The following is a 25880-nucleotide window of genomic DNA, read 5'->3' as shown; positions in this document are numbered from 1 at the left end:
TCGACAGCGTGTCGTAACCTGTCAGAAAAAATCGATCTCGCCGGAAGGATGCGTCATGTCCGGCGCGCTCTCGCCCCTCAGCACTTGCTGAACGGCGCTGAGCTTCACCCCGTCATAGAGGCCGGCCGTGCTGACGGTGGCTGTCTTCCAGGTGGTGGAAAGGCATGTCAGGTTCCGCAGGATCGTCGCCACGGCTTCGATGATCTGCGTCGCCGAATCCAGTTTCTGGAGACTGCGCATCTCCTCTTCCCCGATCACGACCTTTGTCACGCAATCGTCCACGGCCTGCTGGGCGCCGAGCAGATCCGCGCAGGCTTCGTCCAGAAGCCACGTGACCCGTGTCATGGCCTCCTGCACCGTGACATCCCTGCCCGGCACCTTCTGCGTCGGGGCGGAGTGCGTTTCCATCGTGATCTCTCTCTTTTGGGCCCGGACACTCAAAACAGTTCAACGTCGGAGCCGGACTCCTTGGCCCATTTCTGCTCGGCTTCCGCCTCGCGCCGGCTATAGGCCACTTCCTGCCGCCCGATGGCCTGTGCGTCATGCACCAGGCTCTGCTGCGCCCTGCCGCTGATCGGCCCAGAACCGTACACGCCGCGCCTGACTGCCGCCGAGGCTCTGCGAAACGCAGGTTATTCCCTCGGTCGAAAGATAGTTCAGCGCGAAACGAATATTCTCCCGCCCGACCCGGCCCAGGGAAGGCACGACGGCAGCCCCTCCGAACGCCTTGCACAGGAGACGCGTCCGGTTTCCGCCAGCCTTGAGAATCCCGTTCACAAGCATTTCCATCGAGTTGACGCCGAACCGCATCGCCGTACCGTCGTGGCCTTCGCCGCCCCCCGGAAGCAGAAAATGGTTCATGCCACCAACGCGCGCGACCGGATCGTACATACAGATCGAAATACAGGAGCCAAGCAGCGTGCCCAGGACGACCGAAGGATCGTCCGAGATCATCACTTCGCCCTGTACAACTGTCGCAAGCGTGGAGGCTGTCGTCACGTTATAGGTCCGAACACCTTTTCCAGAACCTCCCGCAGCTTCGCCACGGTATACGGCTTGGCGAGGAAGTTGTTCACGCCGGCCTTGACGGCCTCTTGAACAAGGTCCTTGCTGGCCTCGCTGGTCAGGATGATGAAGGCGACTTTCTGGGTCTTCGGATTGCCTCGGACAGCACGCAGTAGAGCCAGGCCGTCCATGACGGGCATGTTGAAGTCCGAAATCACCAGATGGGTCTGGTTCTGGTCCAGATATTCGACAGCTTCCTTGCCATCCTTTCTCTGCGCGATATTGGTAAAACCGAGCTGAGCCAGGCTGTTGGCCAGAACCTGGCGGATAGAGGACTGGTCGTCGACGATGAGTGACCTGATCTGTGAAGCGGCTGGCATTGCCTCCCCTTTCTCTCTTTGTCCAAATTCCGGCCGATGTCGCCGGCATCAAGCGCTACTGTGCGGTTTCCCGCCGATATGTCACGTCAACGCGTATGAACGGTCATGGCGGCGGCGCTGATCTGGCAAAGAGGGACAATCCGGGAAGCCGCCCCGATCTCGGCTGCAATCCGAGGCATTCCATAAACGACCGCAGACGCCTTGTCCTGCGCAATCGTCTGAGCCCCGGCATGCCGCATGGCAAGGAGGCCCTCGGCTCCATCCTGGCCCATGCCGGTCAGGATAATGCCAAGGGCATCGTTGCCGGCCTGCCTGGCAACGGAGCCGAACAGGACATCCACCGAGGGGCAGTGGCCACTGACCGGCGGTGATTTCACCAGGCGCGTCACGTACCGGCCGTCGCGCCGTTCCACCACGGTGTGCCTGTCCCCACCCGGGGCGATCCTGACGACACCGGGCGCCAGCACCTCGCCATCCCTTGCCTCACCTATGGACAGGGCCGCGATCTTCTGGTCCAGCCTGTTGGCGAAGCTGGCCGTGAAAAGCGCGGGCATATGCTGGCAGATGACGATGGGTGGGCTCTGGGCGGGAAAGCCTGACAGCACTTCCTCGATCGCCTCGACTCCACCGGTCGAGGCCCCGATCGCGATCAGCCCGATCGAATGCCCCCAGTCCGCATGCTGGCGCGGCGGGGACGCCGGGTCGCGACGCGGAAGCCTGGCAACGGGATGCGAACGCGCGGCCTGGATGACAAGCCGCGCCAGGCCGGCGAAAGCATCCGCGCCGACGACCGAGGACGGTTTCGGGAAACAATCGAACGCGCCCATCTGCAGGGCCGTGATCGCCGTGTCGGCACCCCGCGCGGTCAGGCTGGATACCATCACGACCGGAATCGGGCGCAGTCGCATGATCTTCTCCAGGAACTGGAGACCGTTCATGCCGGGCATCTCGACATCGAGCGTGATGACGTCCGGCTGATCCTGGATGATCAGGTCCCGCGCCTCGATCGGGTTCGCCGCTTCGCCACAAACGACGATATCCGGGTTCTGGCCGAAGGACCTCTTGATAAGCGCCCTTATTGTCCGCGAGTCGTCAACAACGAGAACCCTGATCGGCTTCTCCATGGCTCAGTGACCCTTCCTGTAGATCGTCGGTGCAACCTGCTCCAGGCCACACTCGCTTTTGGACGCCACCCTCTCGGAATGGCCGACATAGAGGAAGCCGCCCTCTTCGAGCCGGTCGGCGAGGCGGCGCCACAGACGTTCCCTTGTGGCCTCATCGAAATAGATGACGACGTTGCGGCAGAAGATGGCGGAAAAACTTCCCTTTATCGGCCAGTCGGCATTCAGGTTGAGGACGCGGAACGCCGGCAGCCGACAGATACCGCCGGTGAAGCGGAAGTCGCCGCCGCCGCATGGCTCCATGAACTGGGCCCGCTTGCCCGCCGGAATGGCTTCGACTTCCGCTTCCGGGTAGATGCCGGTCGCGGCCTGCGCCACGACGTCGGAATTGATGTCCGTCGCAAGGATACGCACGTCGTGCGAGGACGCTTCGGGAAACGCCGCCATGACGGACATGGCGATGCTCCACGGCTCCTGCCCCGTCGAACAGGCCGCCGACCACAATCGCCCACGCCCTCCCGCACGGGCCTTCGCCGCCAGTCGCGGCACGACGAATTCCTTCAGGTGGGTGAAGTGGTTCTTCTCGCGAAAGAAGCTGGTGACGTTGGTCGTCAGGACGCAGATGAATTTTTCCAGTTCGTCCTGCCCTTCGGGGGCCTGTACGAAATCCAGATACGTGCGGAACGACGCCAGCCCAAGTTCGCGCACCCTGCGGGACACGCGCGAATACACCAGCGTTTTCTTGGAATCCGGAAGGCATATTCCGGCTTCCTTCTGCGCGATCCGCTGCACGGTCTGGAAATCGGCATCCGTGTAATCGGGACCGCCGGCTGACGTCATGTCCATCATTCGGGAATCGCGTTCCCCACCAGCTCGCCCACGACAGTATCCAGGCGAAGAACGCCGATGATCCGGTCGCCGATCATGACCAGCCCGCTAAGGCTGCTGCCTTCCTCGGACACCGCCTGGATTTCGCCGAGATTGACGTCGGCCATGTCGATGACCCGATCGACCAGAATCCCGCACACGATGCCGTTGCTCGATTCGACGATCACCACGACCCGGCGCGGATTGTCGGCCTCCGGCTTCACGTTCAGATAGACCGCCAGGTCGATCACCGTGAGGATGACGCCCCGCAGGTTGATGGCCCCGCATACATAGGCCGGGGCATAGGGCAGCGCGGTCGTCTTTTCGAATTTCCGGATCTCGCGGACACTCAGGATCGGTATGCAGTATTCCTGTTCCCCTACGACGAATACGATCATCTTCACGATTTTGGCGTCTTCGGTCCCTGCTTCTTCCGTCATGTCGGTTCCCTGCTGAATACTGATCGCCATACTGCGGTTTTGTTACGCCGCCAACCCTGTGCGGGCCCCCGGGGGCTTGGTATCGATACGCCCGATGACGGAGGCGATCAGGCCCGGCACGTCGAGGATCAGGGAAACGCTGCCGTCGCCAAGAATGGTCGCCGCCGAGACGCCGGGGATCTGCCGGTAATTCTTCTCCATGCTCTTGATGACGACCTGCGTCTGGTCGTGGATCTTGTCCACGATCAGCGCCGCCCGGGCACCCGACTCGTTTTCGACGACCAGGATGACGGCCTCGTCCGACCGTTCATCGGACCCGGCCGACGACAGGCCCAGTTCCTTACCCAGCGGCACCAGCGGCATGCAACTGCCGCGGATCGAGATCACGTTCCCTCCCCCCGGCAGGGTGTAGACGTCCTGATGGTCGATCATCATGGTTTCCACCACGGATGACACCGGAATGACCATCATGGAATCGCCGGCACTGACCAGCATGCCGTCCAGCACGGCCAGGGTCAGAGGAAGGCTGAGGCAGAACGTGGTTCCCTCGCCCCGCACGCTGCTGATCGTGATCCGGCCGCCAAGGCTGAGGATCGCCTGCTTGACGACATCCATGCCCACGCCGCGCCCGGACAGGTCGGACACCTTTGCCGCTGTCGAAAAGCCGGGCGCGAAGAGAAGATTGTTGATCTCGTCATCGGTCAGGACCGCGTCCGGCGCGACGATGCCGCGCGAGATCGCCGTCGCGAGGACACGCTCGCGATTGATGCCGCCCCCGTCATCCCTGATCGTGATCAGGATGCGCCCGGAACGGTGCGCCGCGGACAGAAGAACGTGGCCGGTCGCGGACTTGCCGGCTGCCAGGCGGTCCTCCGTCTTCTCGATGCCATGATCGACCGCATTGCGCAGCATGTGGGTGAGCGGGTCGGTCAGCTTCTCGACCAATGTCCGGTCGACTTCGGTGTCTTCACCCTCCAGCGTCAGGACGACATCCTTGTCGGTCATCGAACACGCCTCGCGCACCACGCGCTGCATGCGCTGGAACACGCTGCGCACCGGCTGCGCCCGGACCGCCATGACGGCGTCCTGGATGTCGCGTGTCAGGGACTGCATGCTGGTGACACTCTCCACCAGTTCCCGCATTGCCGAGGAATCGTCCCGTCGGGACAGGGATTCGATCGCCGCCTGCGCGATGACCAGTTCACCCACAAGGTCCATCAGGTCGTCGATCCGGTGAAGATCGACACGGATGGATGCCTGCTCGGGCCGACGGACCGGCGCCCCGCCACCGCCCCCGGTGGCCGGGGGTGCCTCGGGCGCCGGCGCCACGTGGACAGGCGTGTCCTGGGGCGGGCTGGACGCCGGCAGCAATACCGCCGCGTCCTCGGCCTCCGGTACCCCTGCATCCGATGCGACGGCATCCGGTGCGGGCAGCGCCGCCTCGTCCTGATCCGGTTCCTGGTCGTCACCGCGGGACACCGTGAGGTCGCACACATCGCCGACCCAGTCGAACACGGCCCGGACGCTCTCCTCCGTTACCTCGGAGGGAAGAACGACGCGCCACGACAGGTAGGAGATTTCGGGGTCCAGCGACGCGAAGGCCGGAAGCGCCGAAACATCGCAGGTGCCCGTTCCCACTCCGCCATAGGCGGATGCCGCGTCCGCAAGCCCGATCAGGATGTTCCTGGCATCGTCTCCGCGCTCGTACATGGCATCATGCGGGCGGAACGTGACGACGAGGTGCGAAGCGGCGGGAGCGGCAGGCGCGGGTTCCTCGTCGAAACTGAAATCCACCGCCACCGGCTCGAAATCCACGGGAACCGGGACGAAATCCATCGGGACCGGGACGAAATCCGCCGGAATGACATCTTCCGTCTTTTTCGGCGCACCATCGCCGTTGATGAGGGTCTCGAGTTCCGCCTGGCTTTCGGCGACACGTCCGTGATCCACGGACGCCCCATCGCGGGCCTCGGCCACCAGGTCGCTGAGAACGTCCATCGCCTTGAGGAAGGTCTTGATGATCTCGGGCGTCGGCGAGATACGGTCGGAACGCAGACCGTCCAGGGAGCTTTCGAATACATGCGCGAAGCGCACGAGGTTTTCGAGTCCGAATGAGGCCGCGCCCCCCTTGATGGAGTGCACGGCTCGAAAGACGGCATTGATGGTCTCGTGCCCGGATTCGCCGTCCGAAAGTGCCGACAGCCCGCGCTCAAGCTCCTGAAGCTGTTCGTCACACTCCTGAAAGAAAATCTGGAGGATGTCGTCCATGTCGCCGTTCATGTCGATGTCACCACTCATTCTGGTGCTCCTCCCTGTCAGGCGGTAACCCGGCGGATCGCCGCCACGAGACTGTCGGTGCTGAATGGCTTGACGATCCACCCCGTCGCCCCGGCCGCGCGGGCCCTGGCCTTCTTCTCGGGATCACTTTCCGTGGTCAGGACGATGATCGGGAGATGCTTGAACTGGTCCATCTTGCGGACCGCCTCGATCACCTCGAACCCGTCCATGCGCGGCATGTTGATGTCGGTAATGATCGCGTTGGGGGACGGACTGGCGGCCTTCAGGACCTCGATCCCTTCCACTCCGTCGCCGCCCTGGATGACATCGTATCCGTTCCCTTCCAGGGCCTTGCGCAGCATGCCCTGCATGGTCCGGGAATCGTCGATGGTGAGGACGCGCACAGCCGGTTTTCCCACCATGTTCATTGCTCCACGGGAAGGGTGAGTGGTTCTGACAGGAATTCACCCGTCCCGAAAAGCGAGTACGCTTCCTTGACCTGCTCTGAGGGCGAAACGAGCGGACATCCGCTTGCGACAAGGATCTGCAGGCACAGGCCGCCGACATAGGCAACGCCCGACGAATCAAGGCTGACCCCGTTCGCCCCACCCTGTTCCTTCGCCTGTTCGATCATGCCCTTCAGCGCAAAGGCTGCGGCGGTATCCAGACGCTCGGGCAGCGTCACGCAGACCGCGGGACCGGCACCGGACTCGATAGATGTGGACAAGGAAGCGGCCGCCATCAGAATTCCTCCCATCCACTGTCGGAAGACGTTGTCGAAAGTGGCGTGGCGAGCGCGGTTTCCGCGACCCGGCTTGGCTTGACGACCGCCCGCGCGGGCGGAAGCTTCGCGGGACTCTGGCCGGCAATCCCGTTTTCTCGCCCCATGCCGATCTTGAACCGGCTGAGCGTCTGCGCCAGCGTCCTGGTCTCGGCGGTCAGGTTGTGGCTGGCAGCCGTCGTCTGCTCGACCATGGCGGCATTCTGCTGCGTCACCTGGTCCATGTCGCCGATCGAGGCCGTGATCTCGGACAGGCGCTGGGCCTGGTCCTGCGTGGAGACCGAGATCTCCCCGACCCGGGTCGCGATGTTTTCCGTGCTTACCGCGAACTCGGCCAAGTAATGACCGGTCTGCTGCACCAGGTCGACGCCCTTGACGACCTGATCGGCGGAAACGGAAATCAGTCGCTTGATCTCTCGCGCCGACTTGGCCGACTGCTCGGCCAGGGACCGCACTTCCTGCGCCACCACCGCGAAGCCGCGTCCCGCGTCACCGGCACGGGCCGCCTCGACGCCCGCGTTCAGGGCCAGGACGTTGGTCTGGAACGCGATGCCGTCGATGACCGAGATGATCTCGCCGATCGCGTCGGACGACTTCTTGATCCCGTCCATCGCCTCGGTCGTTTCGGCCATGACCCCGGTGGCCGACTTGACCTTCTCCTGAGCCTGTCTCGTCTCGGCATTGGCCTCCGCGCAGGCCTTCGCGTTGCGCTGCACGCCGTCGGTGACGGTGCGGACGGACGCCGCCGCCTGGCCGAGATTCGCCGCCTGCTTCTCGGTCCGCTTCGCAAGGTCGTCGGAAGCGGTCGAGATCTCGGTGGCGCCGGTCGCAATCAGGTCGGAGTTGCTGGCCACGGCCCGCAGCGCCTCGCTCAGGCGCAACGCCGAGTGATTGAACGCGTCACGCAGCGGCGTGAATTCGCCGTCGAAGATCGCGCCCGAGATCCGCACCCGCAGGTCGCCCTTGGCCATATCCGCCAGGGCCGAGCCGAGAGATTCGATGACCTCGTGCGTCTGCCGGTCGCGTTCCTGGCTGCGCTTGAGCGATTCCTTGATTTCCTCGGCCATCGCATCCTGGCGCGACTTGGCCTCGCTCTGTTCCCGCACGCTCCGGGCGAACGAGACCATCACGCGGGCCAGGCGGCCCACCCCGTCCTTGTTGTCGAGGAACGGAACATCACCACTGATCTCGCCACGCCCCAGACTCTCGCCGATATCGACGATCTGCTCCAGAGGGGTCGTGACCCCGATCGTCAAGGCGTACCACAGCGCATAGACGACGATTTCACCAAAGCCGAGCGCGCTCATGTTCATCAGGAACATATGCTCGACCGGCTCGTGATTGAGATAGCCTACTGCCTCGATGATGATCTGGAGCATCAGGTAAGCTTCCAGACACAGCATAGCTATCCTGATCTTGACGCGCAGCGGGGCGTCCTGGTTCAGCCACTTCAGCATGCGGATGCAACTTCCCTTCTTGTTTTCACGGGGTGCCACGCATGGAAGCGCCAGCGCACCAATTCCCGCCTCATATAGTACGTCTGGTGCCGATGGCCTTTTCATCGCCGCCTTGCCGGCCACCAACCGTGGAAAACGCCCGGACATCATCCAAGCCAGTTTAGATGCTTCATGACTACATGTCTTTATTGCGTGGGAGCCGCTACAACAAGGCGATCGTCCAAGCGCGCAACTCTGTCAAGCCCGTCGTTCAAGGCTTTCGCATGGCTATCCTGATCCCCGATCCTCCTCTACCGATGCCCGGCAAGCCCCAGACGGCCTTCGGGAAGGAATTCTTCCCAAAAACCAATACTGTAACGAAACAGGATCACCCTTGGCGGTCGCCGCTTCGGTCAGCCCCCGAAGCTTCTGACCAATCCCCCCGCCACCATCTGCCACCCATCCACCATGACGAAGAAGATCAGCTTGAACGGCAGGGAGATCGTGGCAGGCGGGAGCATCATCATGCCGAGACTCATGAGGACGCTCGACGTGACGATGTCGATGACCAGGAACGGCAGGTAGAGCAGGAATCCCATCTCGAAACCGCGGCTGAGTTCGCCGATCATGAAGGCCGGCATGATCACCCGCCACGGCGTCTCGGCAGGCGTCGCCGGCGGCGGCACGTTTGCGAGATGCAGAAACGTCGTGATGTCGGCCGGCCGCGCGTTCGCCAGCATGAACGTCCGGAACGGCTCTGCCGCGGCCGTCAGGCCTTCCATTTCACTGACGCGGCCATCCATCATGGGGACGATGCCATGATCCCATGATTGTTGGAAAACAGGCTGCATGACGAAGAAGGTCAGGAACAGCGCCAGGCCGATCAGTACCGTGTTGGGAGGGGCCCCCTGCGCCCCGATCGCACCACGCAACAGGGACAGCACGACGATGATCCGCGTGAAGGCGGTCACCATCACCAGCAGGCTGGGCGCAAGCGAGAGAATCGTGATCAGCGCCGTCAACTGGACGAGGCGGCTGGTCGTTCCCGCGTCACCCATCCCCTTCCCCAGATCCAGCGACAGGGACTGGGCGTGGGCCAATGTCGGCATGCCAGCCAGCACGGCACCCGCTACGACGCACATGACGACGGCACCGAACCTGGCGGCACGCCCCGTGGATGACCGAGATGTCAACGCGTTCGCTCCGGTATTCACGTCATTCGCCTGGATCGCTCGCGGAATTGGCCGAGGGCGCCACCGGTCGCGGCCGGCCGTCCTCGCCATCCATCCAACCCAGAAACACGTCATTTCCTCCACCAGTCAGGATCAGGGCCGTCTTCTCGCCGCACCTTATCAGGCTGACGCGCCGACGCGGGTCGATGGCCAGGCTCTCCACCATCGCGAGGCTACGTGTCCGGCGCGCCTTCAACAGATAGGGCTCAAGGAATTTCAGGCCGTAGCGGCACAGAAGGATAAGCGCGATGACGATGGCGAACGACGCGAGGCCCGTCAGCCACACGGTGGCGAACGGTCCCGTGCCATGCGCGAGCGACCCGGTCTGGGACATGTTCGGAACACCTGTCCCGGACATTCCGATGTCTCCTAGCCGGACACGGCGGCCGACGAAATGATCTCTGTCATTGTCACGCCGATATGGTTGTCATCGACCACGACGACCTCGCCCCGGGCGATCAGCCGGTTGTTCGCATAGATATCCACGGCCTCCCCCAACTTCCTGTCCAGTTCCACGACCGCGCCGCGACCGAGCTTGAGCAACTGGCTGACGGGCATCGTCGCCGAACCGATCACGGCCGTGATCTTCACCGGGATGTCGTAGACCGCTTCCATCTGGCCGGAGCCGTCGCCATTCTTCTGCTTCCGGCCGGCCGCCGTTGCGCTGCCATCCGGCTCCGCGCCCGCGGGCGACGGAGCGGCGCTGGAGAAATCCTCAAGTCCGATGCCTGGGTCGTTAGTGCTCATGGTACTCTCCGCCTGATCTATGCTTTCTGCACGCCCTGATCCACGCGCCGCTCCGCGAGGGCCGTCACTGCGGCAACAATTTTCTCGGCAACGGATTTTCGCCACTGTTCCGGATCGATGACGATGACGTTCGCGGCCGATACGATGCGTACCTTCCCCTCATCAATGCCCGGCACCGCCTCGATCTGGACGATCTTGTCCCCCGTGACGAGCGCCTGCAGGCGCGGGACATCGGCCGTGCTGCACTGGACCGTAACGGCGCCCTCGCATTCCGCCACGAACGCCAAGGCATCGGAAAGAAGATCCCGCTGCATGCCGGCCAGGACATCCCCGTCGAGCGCCGTCAGGCTCCGGACGACATCGACGACGGTCGCCACGAAGGATTTCCCGGCATCCGCCACCAATTGGTTTCGCCGGCCGTTCTCCGCCTCGAACGCGGCGGCAACGGAAGACAGGCTGGACGCGAATTGCCCCTGCAGCACCTCTTCCCTGTCCCGCGCGCCTTTTTCAAGGCCCGCGTTGAAGGCGGCCTCGCGCAGGCTGTCCAGGTCGGCCTGCGTCATCGTGAGAAGATCGGGATCGGGCTCGGGTTCAGGCGCGGGCTCCTGCTGCGGATTATCCGCATGCGCAACGACCGCGTCCATGTCCCTTACGGGAGCGGCGAAATCCTCCACATCAACGAACAGCCGCCGGATTGGCCGGAACGCCGCCGTCACTGAATGATCTCGTCGTTGCCGCCGTTTTCGGTCAGGTCGATGATACCGGCGTTGGCCATCTTCTTGATGGTCAGCACGATATCCATCTGCGCCATGTCCGCGTCCCTGACGCGAACCGGCCCGAGTGCCGCGATCTCTTCGAGAAGGATGCTTCCGGCGCGCTTCGACATGCATTGCAGGAACATCTTGCGCACCGTCTCGGACGCCCCCTTCAGGGCCAGCGGCAGCTTCTCGCGATCGATCTCGTTGACGATCCGCATGAGGTATTCGTGCGACAGGCGCTTGATGTCCTCGAAGGTGAACATCAGCGCCTTCACTTTTTCCATATCGTCGTGATTGCGCTTGTCCATCGACTCCATCAGACGCGTCTCTGTCTTGCGGTCGAAATTATTGAAGACTTCCGCAAGAAGCTCGTAGCTGTCGCGCTTGGCCGAGCGCCCCAGGGACGAAATGAACTCGGACCGCAGCGTCGCTTCGACGCTGTCCAGAACGTCCTTCTGCACGGTCTCCATGTGCAGGATCCGCATCATGACGTCGGTCGCGTAATCCTCGGGAAGCAGGGCGAGAACGCGCGCGGCATGCGCGGGCAGCAGCCGGCTCAGAATGACCGCGGCCGTCTGCGGGTACTCGCTGCGAAGATAGTTGGCGAGCACCGTTTCCTGCACGTTCGCCAGCTTGTCCCACATCGTCCTGCCGGTCGGACCACGGATTTCATCCATGATCTTCTCGACCTGCTCCTCGGGCAGGGCCTTGCGCAGCAGTTCTTCCGTAGTCTCGAACGTTCCCACAAGCCCTTCGGAGGATTCGAAGTTTCTTGTGAATTCGTGACAGACGGATTCCACGAGGTCGGCCCTGATCAGGCCGAGGCTCGCCATAGCGACGGAGATGTCGCGGATTTCGTCTTCCTGCAGGAACTTCAGGATCTTCACCGATTCATCACGCCCCACGGCGAGCATGAGAATGGCGGCCTTCTGCTTGCCGGACAGATGCACCGGCGCGGGCTCGGGCATCCGGCCGCCGTCGAGTGGAGTTACTGGTGCCTCGGCCATGTCTAGCCTCTCTTCCCCGGATCCGGCTCGGCCAGCCAGTTGCGAATGATAAGGACGCTTTCCTGAGTACTTTCCTCAATGCGGCTTGCGACTTTCGCGATCGCCTCGGCCCGCATCTTTCCCTCGATACCGTCGATGCTGACCGTTCCGTCGCTGCCGATATGGGCGGAAGGAATCAATGCGCCGGTCATCTCGTTGCCGATGCGGCCGGCATGCCCGGCAATGCCAGGCAGTCCCTCCTGCAGGTGGCCGGCGGCAAGGGCGGGAAGATTGATCGCACCGCGCCGCAGCATCGGCCGGATACCGATGAAGATGGCGCCAAGCGCCAGGATGATGGGGATGACCCATTCCGCGATATAGATCAGGGTATCGCGACTCAACACGCTGCCGGTCGATGTCGGGAAGCCCAGCCCCCCGTCAGGCATGAAGCGCATCGAGACGACATTCACCTCGTCGCCACGGCTCTGGTCGTACCCGATCGCCGTCTTGGCGAGTGTCGTGATATTCTGGATTTCGGCCGTATCGAGCGGCTGCCAGACATCCTTGCCGTTCTTGTCCCGCGTCACCATCCCGTCGACCATGACGGCGAGGCTGATCCGGGATACGCGCGGGCGGGTCTGGCTGATCACGCGGACGCGCTTGCCGATCTCGTAGTTGTTGGTGTCCTCCTCGCGGTCGTCGCTCGAACCGGTCTTGTTGTCCTGGTTGGCGTTGGCGTTCGGCAGGTTGTTCGAGACCGTGGTGTTCGGACTCGCCTCGGTGTTCACGCTCTTGTCGGACGTCGTCTGTTCCGACCGCAGGACCTGCTGGTTGGGATCGTAGCTTTCATCCGTCTCGTGAATTTCGTCGGTCGCCATGGTGACGGCCGCGCGGGCACGGACATGCCCGGCGCCCAGGGTCGGCACCAGCATGTCTTCCACATCCTGCGCCAGCCGCTGCTCCTCGGCATGCTGAAGCTTTTCGATCGTGGATTCCTGGCCGGCAGCGCTGTCGGGGTCACCTGGCTTCACCAGGACGTCGCCGCGCGTATCGACAATGGATATGTTCTGCGGACGCAGGCCGGGCACGGCCGCCGCGACCAGGTTCTGGATCGCCTGGATGCCATCAGGCGCCATGCGCCCTGCCCTGCCGATATCGAGGACGACACTGGCCTGTGACGGGCTGGTCTGCGTCGAAAACAGGTCGCGGTGCGGAAGGACCAGGTGAACCCGGACGTTGCGTACCCCGTGGACGAGGCGGATGGAGCGCTCGAGTTCGCCCTCCATGGCCCGCGTCTCGTTGATCGTCTGCTCGAACTGCGTGCTGGTGAGCGTCCCGCTCTTGTCGAACAGTTCGTAGCCTACCGCTCCGCCGCTGGGCAGGCCGTCCTTCGCGAGCAGGAGTCGGGCGCTGGCGACCTTGTCACGTGGAACGTAGATGCTCGTTCCGTCGGGACTTGTCGTGGAAGAGATGTGGGCCTTGGCCAGGTCGTCGATCATTTCGGCGGCTTCGCCGAGGTCGACATCACCGTACAGCAGGGCCATCGTCTGACCGCCCCCCTGGAAGACGAGAAATCCGAGTATCGTGAGAAGAACCGCCGCCGCACCCCCCAGCGCCGCCAACTGCTTGCGCCCAAGGCCTTTCAGGCTAGCCAATATGTTCTGCATGCAGGATTCGCTACGTTGTCACGATACTGGAACTGGAGCCCACAAAATCCTCCGGCAATTTAGCTATTCGATGACCATGCCCCTCGCCTTGCCGTCGCCTTGTCATCCGCGCCGAGGCAGTCTGGAGCATCCGTAAACCATAATAGCGACACGCGCGCTATCAGAAAGGCACAAAAGGCCCCTTGTGATAAAAACGCAACGCACGGCTCCGAGCCTCGGCTCCGCTCGCCCGGTCTCCCCTATGGGGTGTAGGCGTTCGTCGGTGGGACCGTCTTGACCGAACTGTTCAGCCTGTTGGCGTTCTGGTCCTGGGTCAGGCCGGTCGGGCCCTCCGCGACTTCGCGGGCGACATTCGGCATCAGGTCGGGACGGCTCCAGCAATCCACGCCGTTCCAGCTTGCCGTGCAATAGGGCTGCGGGGCCGGGGGCCTTTCTACCGGCGCGCACCAGTCCTCGCCCTGCTGGATATAGCCGGCATTGCACTCGCGTCCGGTAAGGCGCTTGGCGATGTAGTCCGGGGCACACCCTGCAACAGCCACGGCCAGAAGTACCGTCATCCCGCGCTTCGTCATCATAGATACCTGTTCCCGTCCCCCAGGACTTTACACGCGCGATACATTATCGGATCAGGTCCAGCCTGCCCGCCCGGCCTCGGATAACCCCCGCCTCCATTTACGGGACCGGATACATCGATTCACGCATCACTGCCATATCCAGCGAAGCCGGCAGAAGGCAGACAGGCCAACTGCCGCCTTCGGCCGTGGCGGCGACAATCAGGAGCCGGTGCTGCTTCCACTGGACGACGTCGACGTTGACGATGTGGAGGACGAGGTCGCCGTGATGTCCGCCATCGGAATATCCGCGCTTCCCATTTCGGCTTCCATATCGGTGCTTCCCTTCGTCACGCCCGTGATGGTGCCGCTGACCGTGAACGGCACGGCAGAGGTCGTACCGGAGGAATTGATCGTCTCCACCGCGACGCTGTAGGCACCGTCCGTCAACTGGTTGCCGCTATTGTCCGTTCCGTCCCACGTCCACGTGTTGGTACCGCTGTCGGCGGTGGCGACGACGTCCTTCACGACCGTGCCGGAGGAATTGGCCACAGCGATCGCAACCGTCTCGCCGGCGGTTCCCGTGAAACTGAGGGAAGCGGAACCATTCTGCAGGGGCAGCGTCGTCGAATCCGCGGTCGCCGTCTTGCCGACCAGGCTGGCATCGGAATTAAGCTGGCTTTCCTCGTTCAGCGAAATCAGGGTCGAAAGATTGGTATTGGTCTGGACCTGCTGCTCCACCCCGGCGAACTGCGCGAGTTCCTGCGTAAAGGTGTCGGAACTCATCGGGCTGCTTGGGTCCTGGTTCTGCAACTGCGTCGTCAGCAGGGTCAGGAAGGTGTTGTAATTATCCGCGAGCGACGCGAGGCTCGATACGGAACTGCTGCCCGTTCCGGTGGCGGCGCTGCTGCTCGCATAGCTGCTCGCCGACGTCTTGGCGGACGATTCCGCCGCCTGGACAAGCTGATACTCGCTGCTGATGCTCGATGTCGTCGTCATTCCCTCTTATCCTTCCCCTGCCACCGTGACCATACCCGCGGTCATGCAGTAATGTTGATTCCGCTTCCCGCGCTGGCCCGAACAGGCATCGTGGACCCGTCCCCGCCGTCTCCTTCACTGTCGACGCCTCCCTGCCCCAGGGATGCGCTGCCGCTGTTCCATGCGTTGCCCTGGTAGGACTGCCCGCCATTCTGGCCGGCCCCGTTGCCGGACATCCCGCCGGAGAAATTCCCGCTGTTGGCCGAGCCGCCCCCCGATCCCTGGTCCTGCTGGCCTCCAGTGCCGTGACTGGGGGGCACGACATCAATGCGCACCTTGTTTCCGTCCACTCCGGCGGCATCCAGCGCCGCGACCAGTTCGTGCTTGCTGCTGGCCAGGTGACGGGCCGTTGCCGCGTCCTCGCTTTGAAGAACGACACCGGTCGTAACGCCATTCGCCCCTTCGACACGAACATGAACGGGGGTGGAATCATCCGTCAGGACGGTCATGGAAAGGGAGGTCGAGCCATCGGACGGTCGTGCCAGCGACGAGGTGAAAAGAGACTGCGCCCCCCCCTCGGCATCTCCGGCGGTGCGATTTCCGGCGGCATGGCCTCCGTCAGTCCTATCTCCCCCCTCGGCCGACTGCGCAACGGCGAACTTGCCGTCCAGCGCCTGGGAAAACGAACCTGGCAGGGCAATCCCGACAGGGAGGCCGGTATCGTTCGCGCTCCCGGCGGTAGCCGCCTGGCCGCTTCCTTCCTGCCCATGATCGGACGCCCCGGGATGCCCGCCTGCCCCCTCCTGAAATCGCGCATCCTCGACGGTCGCTGTCCCGCCGACCGCAGTCAGGGTGGCGCCATATCCCAAGACGTCTCCGCCATCCGGGGATGCGGATCGGGACGGCTGGGCACCATTTTTGTCGCCCGGACCGGGCGCCGCCGTCACGACGCCGTTCACGGCCACCTGGAGTTGCTGGGCCACGCCGCCGGGTCCGCCCTGCGGCACCTGGGCGGGCGAGGCACCAGCCGCAGAAGCGTCCGAGGTCGCGCTTCCTGCCGATGGACCGCCACTCACCACCGACGATTTGACGAGGCTCGAATAGGCCGAAGACACGACGGATGGGACGCCGCTCGCCGCAATGTCCTGATATGAGGCCGCAGCCCCTGCGCCATTCTGCGCCGCCGGAACCGGCGACGTGGCGCCGGCCACAGTGGCCTGGGATTGCCTGGCCTGGGTCCCGGCATCCCCCTGCATCCGGACAGAGGACGCGGTGACAGCGGCGATGCCAGAAAAATCCGGGGACGGGACGGACGCGCCGCCGGCCGCCACCATCATCTGGAATGGCTGGGTCACGGCTCCAGCATCGGTCTGCGGCATCGGGATGGATGACGCACCTGTGGCGGTGCTCCCCGCGGAGGCCGAGGGCTGGCCAGACGCCGCGTCGCTCGCGACAGTCGCCAGCGATACGGGTGACGCGGCGGAGGCGGGCGCCGGGGCCGCATTCCCTCCGACCCCGTCACCGGTCACCGACGGCGCGGCAGAACCCGTTCCGGCAACCGACGGGGTTCCGGAAGCCGCTCCGGAAACGGCGAAGACCGACGTCAGGTACGTGCTCGTCGCCGATTGGGCCAGTTGGCCGCCATCCGCATCGGACTCCGCCGATGTTTTCGTATGGTCCTTCGCCTGCCCGCGCGTGACATGGGATGAGTGCGGCGTCGACGCGGTGACCGTGGCAGACGGCAAGGATTGTGCCGCAACCGCAGCGGGAAAAATGCCACCCGTCCCGATTCCAGCCAAGCCGGCGGCGCCGAGCAGGGTCGTATCTGTCGTATCTGACGGTACGTCTTTCGACGCCGCCGGGGGCGTCTCATTTTTAGCGTCCGCCGGGGCCGGTTCCGCTGCCTGCGTCGGCATGGCCATCTGCGTCATGGCCATGCCTGGCCATGCCTGCAGGTTCAGCACCTGCTGGCCCGTGCCGGTGGAAGCATCAGAGGCCACACTCGCCTGGCTGTCGCCCGCGTCACGGAGCGATCCGGAGGCGGAACCGCCTGTCCCCGCGGAGGCTTGGGAAGACCCGCCATCGACTCCGTTCGCGCCGTCATCCGCCGACAGGTCCGACGTCGCCGCCGTGCCGTTTCCCTGCCCCTTGCCGCCCTGATGACCGGCGAGATTCTTGAGGATCTTACCGAACCCCTCTCCTCCACCCGCCGCTTGCTTTCCAGAGGTGCCTGACGACGCGGCCGCCGTCGATTTCTGTGGCGACACGGCAAGCAACAAGCCCGACAGCGGCGTTTCCTGCGCCGGATCGGTCGAAGTCGAACCTCTCGTTGCCGTAATACCCATCAGATGCTCCGTAATCCTGACCGCTTTACTGCGCGATCAGGCAGTTCCTGGGGGTGGGTTGGATGACTCTGTCAGGGCCATGTCGAGTTCACTGAACGAAGGCATGAAGATATGCGGAATATCCTTGCGACCGATTTCGGCACAGACCTGAGGCGGGCTGCCCTGAAGGTGGGTCACCAGGACGATCCTGATAAGGTCATGATAGCGACTATCCTGCATTACCACATCACGCATCCTTGCCGCCAGAGGCGCCACAACGCCATAGGACAGAAGAACGCCGAGAAACGTGCCGACAAGGGCACCGCCGATCATCGCGCCAAGGACAGCGGGCGGCTTGCTGATCGAGGCCATGGTCTTGATGACGCCAAGGACCGCGGCGACGATGCCAAGCGCCGGCAATGCGTCGGCTATGCTTTGCAGACATTTCGCGGTGTGCAACTGCTCCGTGAGGTTCTTCTTCAGTTCACGGCTCATCACCTCGTCCATCTGATAGGCGTTTTCTATGTTCAGGCTGGTCAGCCGGAGATAGTCGCAGATCAGATTGCAGGTTGTCTTGTCATCCCGAATACGCGGTGACATCGCGAAGATGGCGCTGTCGTGCGGGTTCTCGATATGCTCCTCAAGCGCCATGTCGCCCTTGGCCTGCGCGAGGCGCATGAACCGATAGAGCAGGACCAGCAGGTCGAGGTAAGCTGCCTTGTCGTGCCGCGGTCCGGCCAGCACCAGCCGGAGGTCGCCAGGAACGTGCTTGAGCGCCTCCTTGGAATTCCCCATCACGAATATTCCGACGGCCGCCCCAAGAATGGTCAGCAGTTCGAAGGGCATCGACATGATCAGGGGGGCCAGAGCCCCCCCGGACGCCACGAAGGAGGCGAAGACACAGAGCAGCACAAAGACGAGCCCCCCGATGAAAAGCATTTAGCAGTCTCCACTTCCGTCCATGGTTAAGCCGCGCGGCAGAAGCGCCGACGGCGGTCTACGGTCCTTCCCGGCAGATTGGCCGGCGCCGGCGAAGGGCGTGCCGGCCTGCACCGCCTATTTCGGCGCCCCCGCGCCGGCTGTCCCCTCGGGTTTGTCTGCCTTGGCAGGACTGGCCGGCGTGCCAGGCGCCCCGGCGACCGGGGCAGGGCCGGCCGGGTTGCTGAAACGCCGGTGCATGATCAGCACGACCCTGCGATTCCCGGCGCCCGAGGGATCGGACGGAAGAGCCAGATCTCTGTCCGAGCGGCCTGACACGTCAAGAATGTTGCGATCCGGGTAGCCCGCCTGGACGAGCGTTTCGCGGGCGTGGTCGGCCCGCATTACGGATAGTGTCCAGTTGGACATGCCCCATTGCCTGCCGACGTGATAGGGCGCCCCATCGGTATAGCCGACGATGGAGATCGGCTCGGGCATGGGCGCAAGCCATGCGGCAATCTGGGCCAGCATCTGCTTGCCGAGACGATTGGGCGTCGCCGATCCGCTGTCGAACATCGGCGTGTTGTTCGAGTCCCGAAGTTCGATCCGAATATCGTCCCGTCCGATCTGGATCGACACGTCGGAAGCCGCATCCCGTATTTCCGGATTGTCCTGGATGGCCTGGCGCAGGCCGCTGGCCATCTGTTCGACCGCCGCCTCTTCGGCGGACGCTTCGGCCGGACTTCCCGCGCCGATATAGCCCACGCTTCTGGCCGCACCGGTCTGCGGTCCCCCGATCGGAACGATCGCGGGCGGCGACGGATTGAGCCGCGTCCTGAGGCCCAGGGTTATGTCATCGGACGAACGGTCCTGCCGTACCGTCCTGGGTGCATTCCGCGCCCCAGGCGCCCCATCCTGCACCGGGTCCAGCGTGTCGCCATTCTTGATGCGCCTGATCGCACTGCCCCCCCAGAGAGGAGAGGGCTGGACGTCGAGCATCGAGTCCGTAGGCTGTGCGTGCGTGTCCCGATCGGCCATCGGATTGAAGAACTGCGCAATGCCCCTGCGTTGCTCGTCCGTAGTGGCATTCAGCAGCCACATGACGAGAAAGAACGACATCATGGCCGTCATGAAGTCGGCGTAGGCGATCTTCCACGCCCCCCCGGAGTGCCCGCCCTCCTCCGAGTCCTCGCCGTCGCTTCTCCTGATGAGGATAGGCTGCTGCTTGTTGTCGTTCTTCGCCATCTGGCTTTATCGCGGTCTTACGCGCCCTTGTGGTGAAGCATGCCGACACGGCTGGACGGATTTCCGCGGAATACGGCGCGCCCGGCATGGGTCAGGCTGATGGACGTATCCAGCCAGACCTCGCCCCCGATTTCCCGCCAGCGGCGACAGAAGGTGAAATCCTCGCTCAGATACGTTCCGGTATCGGGATCGATGCTTGCATCGAACAGGGCATGATACAGTCCCCCGTCACCGTCATCCGCCGCGTCGATCCGGCGGTATGCCGTTTCGGGATAGGCCTTGATCATCATGCCGACCGCCTTCCGGCTGATCATCATGAACCCCGTTCCCGCATAATGGGTCTTGAGAAGCGGTCCCTTTTCCCACTCCTTGTGCATGGCCTCCGTCTCGCCGACATAGCGCAGCGAGGCAGTGTCCTGGGTTTCGCCATGCCGCGCGTATTCCTGGGTCGCCTTGTCCCAGAACCGTTCCTTGATCGGATACAGACCGGCCACGAGATCCTTTCCGGCAGCCAGGAGCCGCGCGGGCGCTTCCGCCGGGAAGCCCATGTCGGCATCGATGAAAAGGATATGGGAGGCATCCGACCGCGCCCAGAACTGATGCAGAAGCGTGTTCCGCGCCCGGCTGATCATCGCGTCGTCGCCCAGCAGCGAGAGCGTCATGGGAACCCGCAGGACACCGGTGCAGGCAATGATGGATTCCATGTATTCTTGCGTCACCAGACCACCAAAGCATGGCGTGGCGATAAATACCTTTTCAGCCGGCTGCTGTGTCTGTTGCATGCGCTTTCCTAGTCACTCATGGCCATGGGGATATCGGATCGCATCTACTGCGGTCATATTCCGCCCCGGTTGAAAGCGATAGCGGGCGCATTCCAGTTTCTCAAGGCCGAAACATGATAAAGCGCCTCGTCAGATCGACTTTAGAGAGCCGGCATCCTCGCGACAATGGCCCTTTCATGACCATAAAAAGGCTATGTGGAAAAAGCCCGGTTCCGTCGCGACAGGTCATCGAGTTCCGCCTGCTCCCTGCGGGCACGCGCCTCCCTTTCCTCCTCCAGCCGCTTGTCCAGGATGGCCTCCGCCGCCTTCAGGGCCGCGTTCGCCTGCATGAGCATTCCCCTTGCCTGATCGGATGCCTGGCGAGCGACATCCAGTGCCGCCCTGGCGCGTTCGACGGCATCTACACCCGCCGGCAGCCAGGCACGGAAATCGTCGAGCGACGCGTGCCCCAGGGATGCTTCACGCTGCTCGCTGTCGATCAGTGCAAGTCGGCTTTCGACCAGGGCGCCGGCGGCGTGTTCCTCGGCCATTGCCCTGGCCATCGCGCTTCGCGCGTGATCGACTTCGGTCTTCCGTAGCCGGACCAGCGAGTGCAGCGCGCGCGTCCGGGCGTCCGTCACGGAGTCCCGGGCGGCGACAAGGCGGCGCGCAGGGCGTCGAAGCTTTCGGCAATCGTGGCTTTCTCGCCGCGTCCCTGCCTCAGAATCTCTTCAATGGCGGGCGCGATACGGATTGCCTGATCGACCTTCGGATCATTCCCCGCGCGGTAGGCGCCCAGGCGGACCATGTCCTGCATTTCCTCCCAGGTCGACAGGTCGGCCCGCGCATCGCGGGTCAACGCGTTTTCCTCAGCAGAATTGCATCCGGGAACGGTCCGCGAGAGCGAGCGAAGGACATTGATGGCGGGGTACCGTCCGGACTCCGCGATCCGCCGTTCCATGACGACATGTCCGTCCAGAATGCCGCGCACCGCGTCGGCGACCGGTTCGTTATGGTCATCACCCTCGACGAGGACCGAGAACATGGCGGTAATCTGCCCCGCCTTCCCGTCCGGACCGGGAAGGCCCGGCCCCGCGCGTTCAAGCAGGCGCGGCAACTCGGCGAAGACGCTCGGCGGATACCCCCTGGTGGCAGGGGGCTCGCCGGACGACAGGCCGATCTCCCGCAGGGCCTGGCAGAACCGGGTGACACTGTCCATCAGCAGCAGGACGGACTTGCCCTGATCCCTGAAATGCTCGGCAGCAGCCGTCGCGGCATACGCCGCTTCCCGGCGCATCAACGGCGACGTATCAGAGGTGGCGACCACGACAACCGACTTGGCCAGCCCTTCCGGCCCAAGATCGTCCTCGACAAACTCCCTGACTTCCCGTCCCCGCTCCCCCACCAGGGCGATGACCGCAACGTCGCAGTCCGTGTTGCGGGCCAGCATGCCCATCAGGGTGGATTTCCCGACGCCGGAGCCGGCAAACAGACCCAGCCTCTGGCCCTCGCGGCATGTCGCGAACAGGTTGAGCACGCGCACGCCGAGATCGATGCGCGGGCCGAGCCGCGCCCGGAGCGCCGCCTCGGGCGGGGGAGCATGCAGCTTCTGGGGCACGCCGTCAGGGGGCAGCGGCCCCTTTCCGTCAATGGGCCTGCCCATAGGGTCGATGACACGCCCCTGCCATGCATCATTGACGACCAAGGTGCCGCCAGCCCGCCGCCTTCTCTGCTCCGGGTCGAACAGCTGGAACATGGCCCGGCATCCCGACCCGATCCCCTCCAGCGATCCGTACGGCATGATGATCGCGGTGTTGATGTGAAAGGGGAGGATATCCGCATCGGTCTCACGCCCGTCCAGGCCGAAGATCGTCACCCGATCCCCCACCCCGGTGAAATCCCGCAGGCCGCTGAGCGACACGGTCAATCCCGACAGCCCGGTCACCCGCCCCTCAAGAACGCCAACCGGGACATCGTGGCGCGGCGCAGCCACGGCGGTCCGCATTGCGTCCAGTATATCGGGGATCTCGGATACGACGTCAGTGGACGGCGACGGGGGAATCTCTGCGCTCATTGCATCGGGGCACATGCTGGAATCATGACGTCAGGCAGGGCATGTCGGTGGCCACCGACCCACGACACGTCAGAACATCGAGAGTTCCGGGCTTCCCGACGAAGAGGAACTGCTGCTGGAACCGAAAAGCGCGAGAATTCCGTTGCTGTTGGTACCGCCCCCAAACAGGTCCATCATGGTTATCGGCGTATCAGGCGTCTGAGGGTTGATCTGCAGCATGGCGAGATACTGCTCGGCATATTTCTGAACCCCTTCCGGCGTCGAAAAATCGCTGAGATCGACCTTGTTCTGCAGCAGACGGACCTGCTCCGGATAGTCGAGCGCCCCGAACTGGTCGGGATTGAATCCCGAAACCGTCTCGACGACCTTGAGCAGGGTCGCATTCGACATGATATCCGCCAGCGACATGGAACTGGTCATGTTGCGCGTGAAATAGAGCGCATTGCCGACGCCGCTGTTCTGGTTGGCGGTGCTGCTTTCGTATTGACTTTCCTCGAATTTCGTCACGATCGAACTGATCGTGTCCGAGGTAAACGGCGACGCGCTCGCGCTTCCGCCATTCTGGCCCCAGGTCGAGAACGCATCGGCGAAGGCCAGCCACGTCGCGTTGCCCGACGATTTCGCGACCGATTTGGAAGATGTCGGATCCTGCGTCAGCAGGTCCTTGACCAGGGCCGTTTCCCCCGAGATGGAACTGAGATTGTAGGCCCCGAGAACGACCTGCTCCGCCGTATAGTTTTTATTGCTCATCAGATCGGCGGCGGAAGTAATGGAGGACGCCGATTCCTCGAAGGAGGTCACCTCGTTCTGGATCGTCGGGTTCTCCTTCGTATAGTTCGCGGCCGCGGTTTCTTCGTCCTTCTCGGCGGCCAGGTACAAACTGATCGGGGAGGTACCGCTGATAGACCCACTCATCAGTCCACTCCTTGCATTCGTGACCGCGACACAGCAGGACACAACAATTCCACGAACCGCCACTATATGGCCTTGCCCCGCACATTTCCACATGGAATTGGCCATGGAGAACGCCGCCGTCGAAGGTCTGGTCAGGAATGCCCACCCTGTGTAGAACCATGACCGGCAATACGCCACGGTGTCATGACCGACGGTTGAGAATGACGGACGGTTGACGGAGCGATGATGACGCACCCCGGAATGAAAGCCTACCAGAGCATCGCGGGATCATCCCTGACGGGACGCGAAGCCGATGCCGCATGCTTCAGAATGCTGATCGACGAACTCAAGGCCGCCGAGGCGAGTTCGGATCATACCGTCCGACGGCATGCCCTGGCCAGGAGCCAGCGCCTCTGGGCGATGATCATGAATGCGAACGTTCAGGATTCGGGCCTTACGCCCCAGGAAGACCGTCAGCTTTTCGTCACCCTGGCCCATCGGTCCCAGCTCTATGGAATCAGGGCCATGCTGGACCCCGCCCTGCCGCTTACCCCCTTGATTCGGATCGCGGAGAATGTTCGCGATGGCCTGGAACTCACAGGCAGCCACAACATGCAGGAATTCGGCGCCGACGCGACCTGATCCTGACCAGCCCCCTCGCCTCCGGCCGCTTCAGTTTGTCTGGGATGATCGAGCCCCCGAGGGGGCCATGATGGCGATGCCCGGCGTCACGGGAATACAGGACTCCCTTGGCCCCTGCCCGACGATTCCATCCATCCGGGCACCCAGCGGAGCGAAGGCGTCCTCGTTGAGGCGGTAGCCAATGCCCCATTGCGTCGTCAACGGTTCCTCTATGCCCAGGCCACGCATCTTCTTGCGGATCTTGCAGATCATGACGTCGATGACCTTGCCACTCGGCTCGTGCTGTCCGGCATAGAGGCTGTCGAGGACGGACTCCTTGCTCAGTGCCTGATTCTTGCGCAGCGCCAGAAGCTCGACCACGTCATATTCCCGCCGGGTCAGTGGAACCGGCTTCCCGTCGATATGGACCTCCCGCTGGTTCACGTTCACGGTCAGGCGTCCGATCTGGAGCGTCAGGCTGTCATGCCCGCCGGCGCGCCGGACGATGGCGCGCAGGCGGGCCAGAAGTTCCGTGGGGTCGATCGAGGCGGGAACGCAGTCATCGGCACCGACGGAAAGGACCTCGGCGATCGCGGGCGGAGTCGTGTCCCGGGCAATGATGATGACCGGCGTCGGAACGCGGCTGCTGCGTATGCGGCGCAGCAGCCGTGCATTCGGCGATCCCTGCTGGATCACGGCGAGGTCGTAATGGGAGCGGCGCAATGTTTCCACGCTCCCCTCGGGGCCCGACATCGTTATCGACACCGCCCCCTCGATCGCGGCTTTCGCCAATCCGCTGCACGGCCTTCCATCACCATCGGCCGAACTGTCACCGATACAAAGTATCTGCATATCCATTCCCGCAGCGTAAGTGCCGACAGCCATCCTGGCATGGGAACCGGCCCCCAGCTATCTATCCCTTATAAGCGGATGCCATAAGCCAAAAAACACCTTGGCTTGGCCATGGCCATCCCATAGACTGAGGTTCTATAGTTCAGCTAATACGAGGGCATGATCGAAGCAGATGGACAGACTCGGGGCAGGGTCTGTGTTCGGCTTTGTTGCCGGGCGGTTCTTCTTTCTGTTCGTTCTCTGATTCCAAAGGGTCATTAAAAAATGACGGATACCACAGCAGCAGCGGCGCTCGCTTCCAGCATGCGCATTGCCACGACGCAGAATGCTCATGCAGCCCACCGCGCCGTGAAGCCGGAATATGCGGCTGGTGTCGGCGTCAATCTCGTCTCCGCCAACGCTGACGGGTCCAAATCGTCCACGCAGTTCGATTCGACGGGCCAGATCGTTCCCTCGACGACATCGCACAACAAGGCCTCCGCGACGGCCAGTGCCGTCGATCTCTTCGCCTGAGCAGCGTCCGGAGCGGACGCGAACACGATGCCGCGGGGCGGTCCTTCCGCCCCGCGATCAGCATTCTTCGGTGCCGGTATCCCGCGCGTTCGGGAAAAAGAGGCCTCTGACCTTACGGCGTTTCTACCCCTGACGAATGGGGCGCGTATCAATGGTGACATCGAAGGCATGGTGGAGGTGCCGGGCTGGCAGCTTGCGGTTCTGCCGGACGAGTTCGCCCCACGATGTGCATTCCGCCCCCGTTGGTCATCCTCGACGCATGTCCCATCGACGACAACCGACCGGAATGCGGAAGAGTACAGCCAGACAACTGGGGCATCGGCCCTTCAGGATTGAGGACACGTGTATTTCAGCGGATCCCCACGCGTGAGACGCTGCATCGCGCTTCCGATTATCATGCTCCTGTCCTGCTCGGCCTTCCCCCCCGCCATGGCGGGGGCGCGGCATGGGCA

28 protein-coding genes are annotated in these 25880 nt (G+C 63.4%); 2 read left to right on the top strand and 26 right to left on the bottom strand.

Features of this window, described 5'->3' with window-relative positions:
* Positions 1–21: 21 nt before the first annotated feature.
* The 25 genes from GDI_RS08020 to GDI_RS07900 all read right to left on the bottom strand — a co-directional run bounded on the left by GDI_RS08020 (position 22) and on the right by GDI_RS07900 (position 23463).
* The gene (locus GDI_RS08020) at positions 22–408 is read right to left on the bottom strand and encodes a hypothetical protein (protein ID WP_012554979.1); all 387 of its coding nucleotides are present in this window, start codon (positions 406–408) and stop codon (positions 22–24) included.
* A 132-nt stretch (positions 409–540) separates the two neighbouring features.
* Positions 541–999, bottom strand: a complete 459-nt coding sequence (locus GDI_RS08015; RefSeq protein WP_012225157.1) for a chemotaxis protein CheD — start codon at positions 997–999, stop codon at positions 541–543.
* Positions 996–1385 (bottom strand): response regulator, encoded by a 390-nt coding sequence (locus tag GDI_RS08010; RefSeq protein ID WP_012225156.1) that lies wholly within the window; start codon positions 1383–1385, stop codon positions 996–998. Before GDI_RS08010 ends, GDI_RS08015 begins: the two co-directional genes overlap by 4 nt.
* A gap of 86 nt (positions 1386–1471) precedes the next feature.
* A complete protein-coding gene (locus GDI_RS08005; protein WP_012225155.1) occupies positions 1472–2509 on the bottom strand; it encodes a protein-glutamate methylesterase/protein-glutamine glutaminase in 1038 nt (345 codons plus the stop codon).
* 3 nt (positions 2510–2512) lie between these two features.
* Positions 2513–3346, bottom strand: coding sequence for a CheR family methyltransferase (locus tag GDI_RS08000; RefSeq protein ID WP_231854264.1), 834 nt, complete (start codon positions 3344–3346; stop codon positions 2513–2515).
* 5 nt (positions 3347–3351) lie between these two features.
* The gene (locus GDI_RS07995) at positions 3352–3813 is read right to left on the bottom strand and encodes a chemotaxis protein CheW (RefSeq protein WP_144880017.1); all 462 of its coding nucleotides are present in this window, start codon (positions 3811–3813) and stop codon (positions 3352–3354) included.
* Positions 3814–3855: 42 nt separating this feature from the next.
* Complete coding sequence (locus tag GDI_RS07990) at positions 3856–6111, bottom strand: chemotaxis protein CheA (RefSeq protein WP_012225142.1); 2256 nt, start codon at positions 6109–6111, stop codon at positions 3856–3858.
* A 17-nt stretch (positions 6112–6128) separates the two neighbouring features.
* A complete protein-coding gene (locus tag GDI_RS07985; RefSeq protein WP_012225140.1) occupies positions 6129–6512 on the bottom strand; it encodes a response regulator in 384 nt (127 codons plus the stop codon).
* A 2-nt stretch (positions 6513–6514) separates the two neighbouring features.
* The gene (locus GDI_RS07980) at positions 6515–6832 is read right to left on the bottom strand and encodes an STAS domain-containing protein (RefSeq protein WP_012554973.1); all 318 of its coding nucleotides are present in this window, start codon (positions 6830–6832) and stop codon (positions 6515–6517) included.
* A complete protein-coding gene (locus tag GDI_RS07975) occupies positions 6832–8328 on the bottom strand; it encodes a methyl-accepting chemotaxis protein (protein ID WP_012225134.1) in 1497 nt (498 codons plus the stop codon). Before GDI_RS07975 ends, GDI_RS07980 begins: the two co-directional genes overlap by 1 nt.
* A 392-nt stretch (positions 8329–8720) precedes the next feature.
* Positions 8721–9449, bottom strand: a complete 729-nt coding sequence (fliP, locus tag GDI_RS07970; RefSeq protein ID WP_041249358.1) for a flagellar type III secretion system pore protein FliP — start codon at positions 9447–9449, stop codon at positions 8721–8723.
* 73 nt (positions 9450–9522) lie between these two features.
* On the bottom strand, positions 9523–9873 hold the full coding sequence (locus tag GDI_RS07965) for a flagellar biosynthetic protein FliO (protein WP_012225132.1): 351 nt from the start codon (positions 9871–9873) through the stop codon (positions 9523–9525).
* A 35-nt stretch (positions 9874–9908) separates the two neighbouring features.
* On the bottom strand, positions 9909–10286 hold the full coding sequence (gene fliN, locus GDI_RS07960; RefSeq protein WP_012225131.1) for a flagellar motor switch protein FliN: 378 nt from the start codon (positions 10284–10286) through the stop codon (positions 9909–9911).
* A 17-nt stretch (positions 10287–10303) separates the two neighbouring features.
* Positions 10304–11002, bottom strand: coding sequence for a FliH/SctL family protein (locus tag GDI_RS07955; RefSeq protein ID WP_012225130.1), 699 nt, complete (start codon positions 11000–11002; stop codon positions 10304–10306).
* Positions 10999–12012, bottom strand: a complete 1014-nt coding sequence (fliG, locus tag GDI_RS07950; RefSeq protein WP_012225129.1) for a flagellar motor switch protein FliG — start codon at positions 12010–12012, stop codon at positions 10999–11001. The genes GDI_RS07955 and fliG overlap by 4 nt, the downstream gene beginning before the upstream one ends.
* 41 nt (positions 12013–12053) lie before the next feature.
* The gene (gene fliF, locus GDI_RS07945) at positions 12054–13685 is read right to left on the bottom strand and encodes a flagellar basal-body MS-ring/collar protein FliF (RefSeq protein ID WP_390614173.1); all 1632 of its coding nucleotides are present in this window, start codon (positions 13683–13685) and stop codon (positions 12054–12056) included.
* A 251-nt stretch (positions 13686–13936) separates the two neighbouring features.
* Positions 13937–14254: a hypothetical protein gene (locus GDI_RS07940; protein ID WP_231854262.1), complete on the bottom strand. Its 318-nt coding sequence runs from the start codon at positions 14252–14254 to the stop codon at positions 13937–13939.
* Positions 14255–14470: 216 nt separating this feature from the next.
* A complete protein-coding gene (locus GDI_RS07935) occupies positions 14471–15247 on the bottom strand; it encodes a flagellar hook assembly protein FlgD (protein WP_012225126.1) in 777 nt (258 codons plus the stop codon).
* A 41-nt stretch (positions 15248–15288) separates the two neighbouring features.
* Positions 15289–17571 (bottom strand): hypothetical protein, encoded by a 2283-nt coding sequence (locus tag GDI_RS07930; protein ID WP_012225124.1) that lies wholly within the window; start codon positions 17569–17571, stop codon positions 15289–15291.
* Between the two features lie 36 nt (positions 17572–17607).
* A complete protein-coding gene (gene motA / locus GDI_RS07925) occupies positions 17608–18489 on the bottom strand; it encodes a flagellar motor stator protein MotA (protein WP_012225122.1) in 882 nt (293 codons plus the stop codon).
* 117 nt (positions 18490–18606) lie between these two features.
* Positions 18607–19713, bottom strand: a complete 1107-nt coding sequence (locus tag GDI_RS07920; RefSeq protein WP_012225120.1) for a flagellar motor protein MotB — start codon at positions 19711–19713, stop codon at positions 18607–18609.
* A 17-nt stretch (positions 19714–19730) separates the two neighbouring features.
* Entirely contained in the window at positions 19731–20495 is a 765-nt protein-coding gene (locus GDI_RS07915; RefSeq protein ID WP_012225118.1) for a hypothetical protein, read from the bottom strand.
* A gap of 191 nt (positions 20496–20686) precedes the next feature.
* Complete coding sequence (locus GDI_RS07910) at positions 20687–21115, bottom strand: flagellar FliJ family protein (RefSeq protein ID WP_012225117.1); 429 nt, start codon at positions 21113–21115, stop codon at positions 20687–20689.
* Positions 21112–22479 (bottom strand): flagellar protein export ATPase FliI, encoded by a 1368-nt coding sequence (gene fliI / locus GDI_RS07905; protein ID WP_012225108.1) that lies wholly within the window; start codon positions 22477–22479, stop codon positions 21112–21114. Before fliI ends, GDI_RS07910 begins: the two co-directional genes overlap by 4 nt.
* 138 nt (positions 22480–22617) lie before the next feature.
* The gene (locus tag GDI_RS07900) at positions 22618–23463 is read right to left on the bottom strand and encodes a DUF1217 domain-containing protein (RefSeq protein WP_012225103.1); all 846 of its coding nucleotides are present in this window, start codon (positions 23461–23463) and stop codon (positions 22618–22620) included.
* A 222-nt stretch (positions 23464–23685) separates the two neighbouring features.
* Here GDI_RS07900 and GDI_RS07895 point away from each other — a divergent pair, with 222 nt between their 5' ends.
* Positions 23686–24084, top strand: a complete 399-nt coding sequence (locus tag GDI_RS07895; protein ID WP_012225100.1) for a flagellar biosynthesis regulator FlaF — start codon at positions 23686–23688, stop codon at positions 24082–24084.
* A 30-nt stretch (positions 24085–24114) separates the two neighbouring features.
* Here GDI_RS07895 and GDI_RS07890 read toward each other — a convergent pair whose 3' ends face one another.
* Positions 24115–24948 (bottom strand): response regulator transcription factor, encoded by an 834-nt coding sequence (locus GDI_RS07890; protein WP_012225098.1) that lies wholly within the window; start codon positions 24946–24948, stop codon positions 24115–24117.
* 231 nt (positions 24949–25179) lie between these two features.
* Between GDI_RS07890 and GDI_RS07885 the strand changes: the two genes are divergently transcribed.
* Positions 25180–25428 (top strand): hypothetical protein, encoded by a 249-nt coding sequence (locus tag GDI_RS07885; protein ID WP_144880019.1) that lies wholly within the window; start codon positions 25180–25182, stop codon positions 25426–25428.
* The last annotated feature ends 452 nt before the right edge of the window (positions 25429–25880 follow it).

Origin of the sequence: Gluconacetobacter diazotrophicus PA1 5, from assembly GCF_000067045.1 — a bacterium.
Taxonomy (GTDB): domain Bacteria; phylum Pseudomonadota; class Alphaproteobacteria; order Acetobacterales; family Acetobacteraceae; genus Gluconacetobacter; species Gluconacetobacter diazotrophicus.
This window is presented reverse-complemented; position numbering and strand designations above follow the sequence as displayed.

Coding starts and splice junctions, on each gene's coding strand:
- GDI_RS08000 (WP_231854264.1), bottom strand. CDS start 3,346: ATGACGTCAGCCGGCGGTCCCGATTACACGGATGCCGATTTCCAGACC.
- GDI_RS07935 (WP_012225126.1), bottom strand. CDS start 15,247: ATGACGACGACATCGAGCATCAGCAGCGAGTATCAGCTTGTCCAGGCG.
- GDI_RS08005 (WP_012225155.1), bottom strand. CDS start 2,509: ATGGAGAAGCCGATCAGGGTTCTCGTTGTTGACGACTCGCGGACAATA.
- GDI_RS07980 (WP_012554973.1), bottom strand. CDS start 6,832: ATGGCGGCCGCTTCCTTGTCCACATCTATCGAGTCCGGTGCCGGTCCC.
- GDI_RS08010 (WP_012225156.1), bottom strand. CDS start 1,385: ATGCCAGCCGCTTCACAGATCAGGTCACTCATCGTCGACGACCAGTCC.
- GDI_RS07920 (WP_012225120.1), bottom strand. CDS start 19,713: ATGGCGAAGAACGACAACAAGCAGCAGCCTATCCTCATCAGGAGAAGC.
- GDI_RS07975 (WP_012225134.1), bottom strand. CDS start 8,328: ATGCTGAAGTGGCTGAACCAGGACGCCCCGCTGCGCGTCAAGATCAGG.
- GDI_RS07885 (WP_144880019.1), top strand. CDS start 25,180: ATGACGGATACCACAGCAGCAGCGGCGCTCGCTTCCAGCATGCGCATT.
- GDI_RS07915 (WP_012225118.1), bottom strand. CDS start 20,495: ATGCAACAGACACAGCAGCCGGCTGAAAAGGTATTTATCGCCACGCCA.
- fliG (WP_012225129.1), bottom strand. CDS start 12,012: ATGCCCGAGCCCGCGCCGGTGCATCTGTCCGGCAAGCAGAAGGCCGCC.
- GDI_RS07985 (WP_012225140.1), bottom strand. CDS start 6,512: ATGGTGGGAAAACCGGCTGTGCGCGTCCTCACCATCGACGATTCCCGG.
- GDI_RS07900 (WP_012225103.1), bottom strand. CDS start 23,463: ATGAGTGGGTCTATCAGCGGTACCTCCCCGATCAGTTTGTACCTGGCC.
- GDI_RS07965 (WP_012225132.1), bottom strand. CDS start 9,873: ATGTCCCAGACCGGGTCGCTCGCGCATGGCACGGGACCGTTCGCCACC.
- fliP (WP_041249358.1), bottom strand. CDS start 9,449: ATGTGCGTCGTAGCGGGTGCCGTGCTGGCTGGCATGCCGACATTGGCC.
- fliN (WP_012225131.1), bottom strand. CDS start 10,286: ATGAGCACTAACGACCCAGGCATCGGACTTGAGGATTTCTCCAGCGCC.
- GDI_RS08020 (WP_012554979.1), bottom strand. CDS start 408: ATGGAAACGCACTCCGCCCCGACGCAGAAGGTGCCGGGCAGGGATGTC.
- GDI_RS07930 (WP_012225124.1), bottom strand. CDS start 17,571: ATGGGTATTACGGCAACGAGAGGTTCGACTTCGACCGATCCGGCGCAG.
- GDI_RS07890 (WP_012225098.1), bottom strand. CDS start 24,948: ATGGCTGTCGGCACTTACGCTGCGGGAATGGATATGCAGATACTTTGT.
- GDI_RS07990 (WP_012225142.1), bottom strand. CDS start 6,111: ATGAGTGGTGACATCGACATGAACGGCGACATGGACGACATCCTCCAG.
- GDI_RS07995 (WP_144880017.1), bottom strand. CDS start 3,813: ATGACGGAAGAAGCAGGGACCGAAGACGCCAAAATCGTGAAGATGATC.
- GDI_RS07895 (WP_012225100.1), top strand. CDS start 23,686: ATGATGACGCACCCCGGAATGAAAGCCTACCAGAGCATCGCGGGATCA.
- motA (WP_012225122.1), bottom strand. CDS start 18,489: ATGCTTTTCATCGGGGGGCTCGTCTTTGTGCTGCTCTGTGTCTTCGCC.
- fliI (WP_012225108.1), bottom strand. CDS start 22,479: ATGCGGACCGCCGTGGCTGCGCCGCGCCACGATGTCCCGGTTGGCGTT.
- GDI_RS07940 (WP_231854262.1), bottom strand. CDS start 14,254: ATGACGGTACTTCTGGCCGTGGCTGTTGCAGGGTGTGCCCCGGACTAC.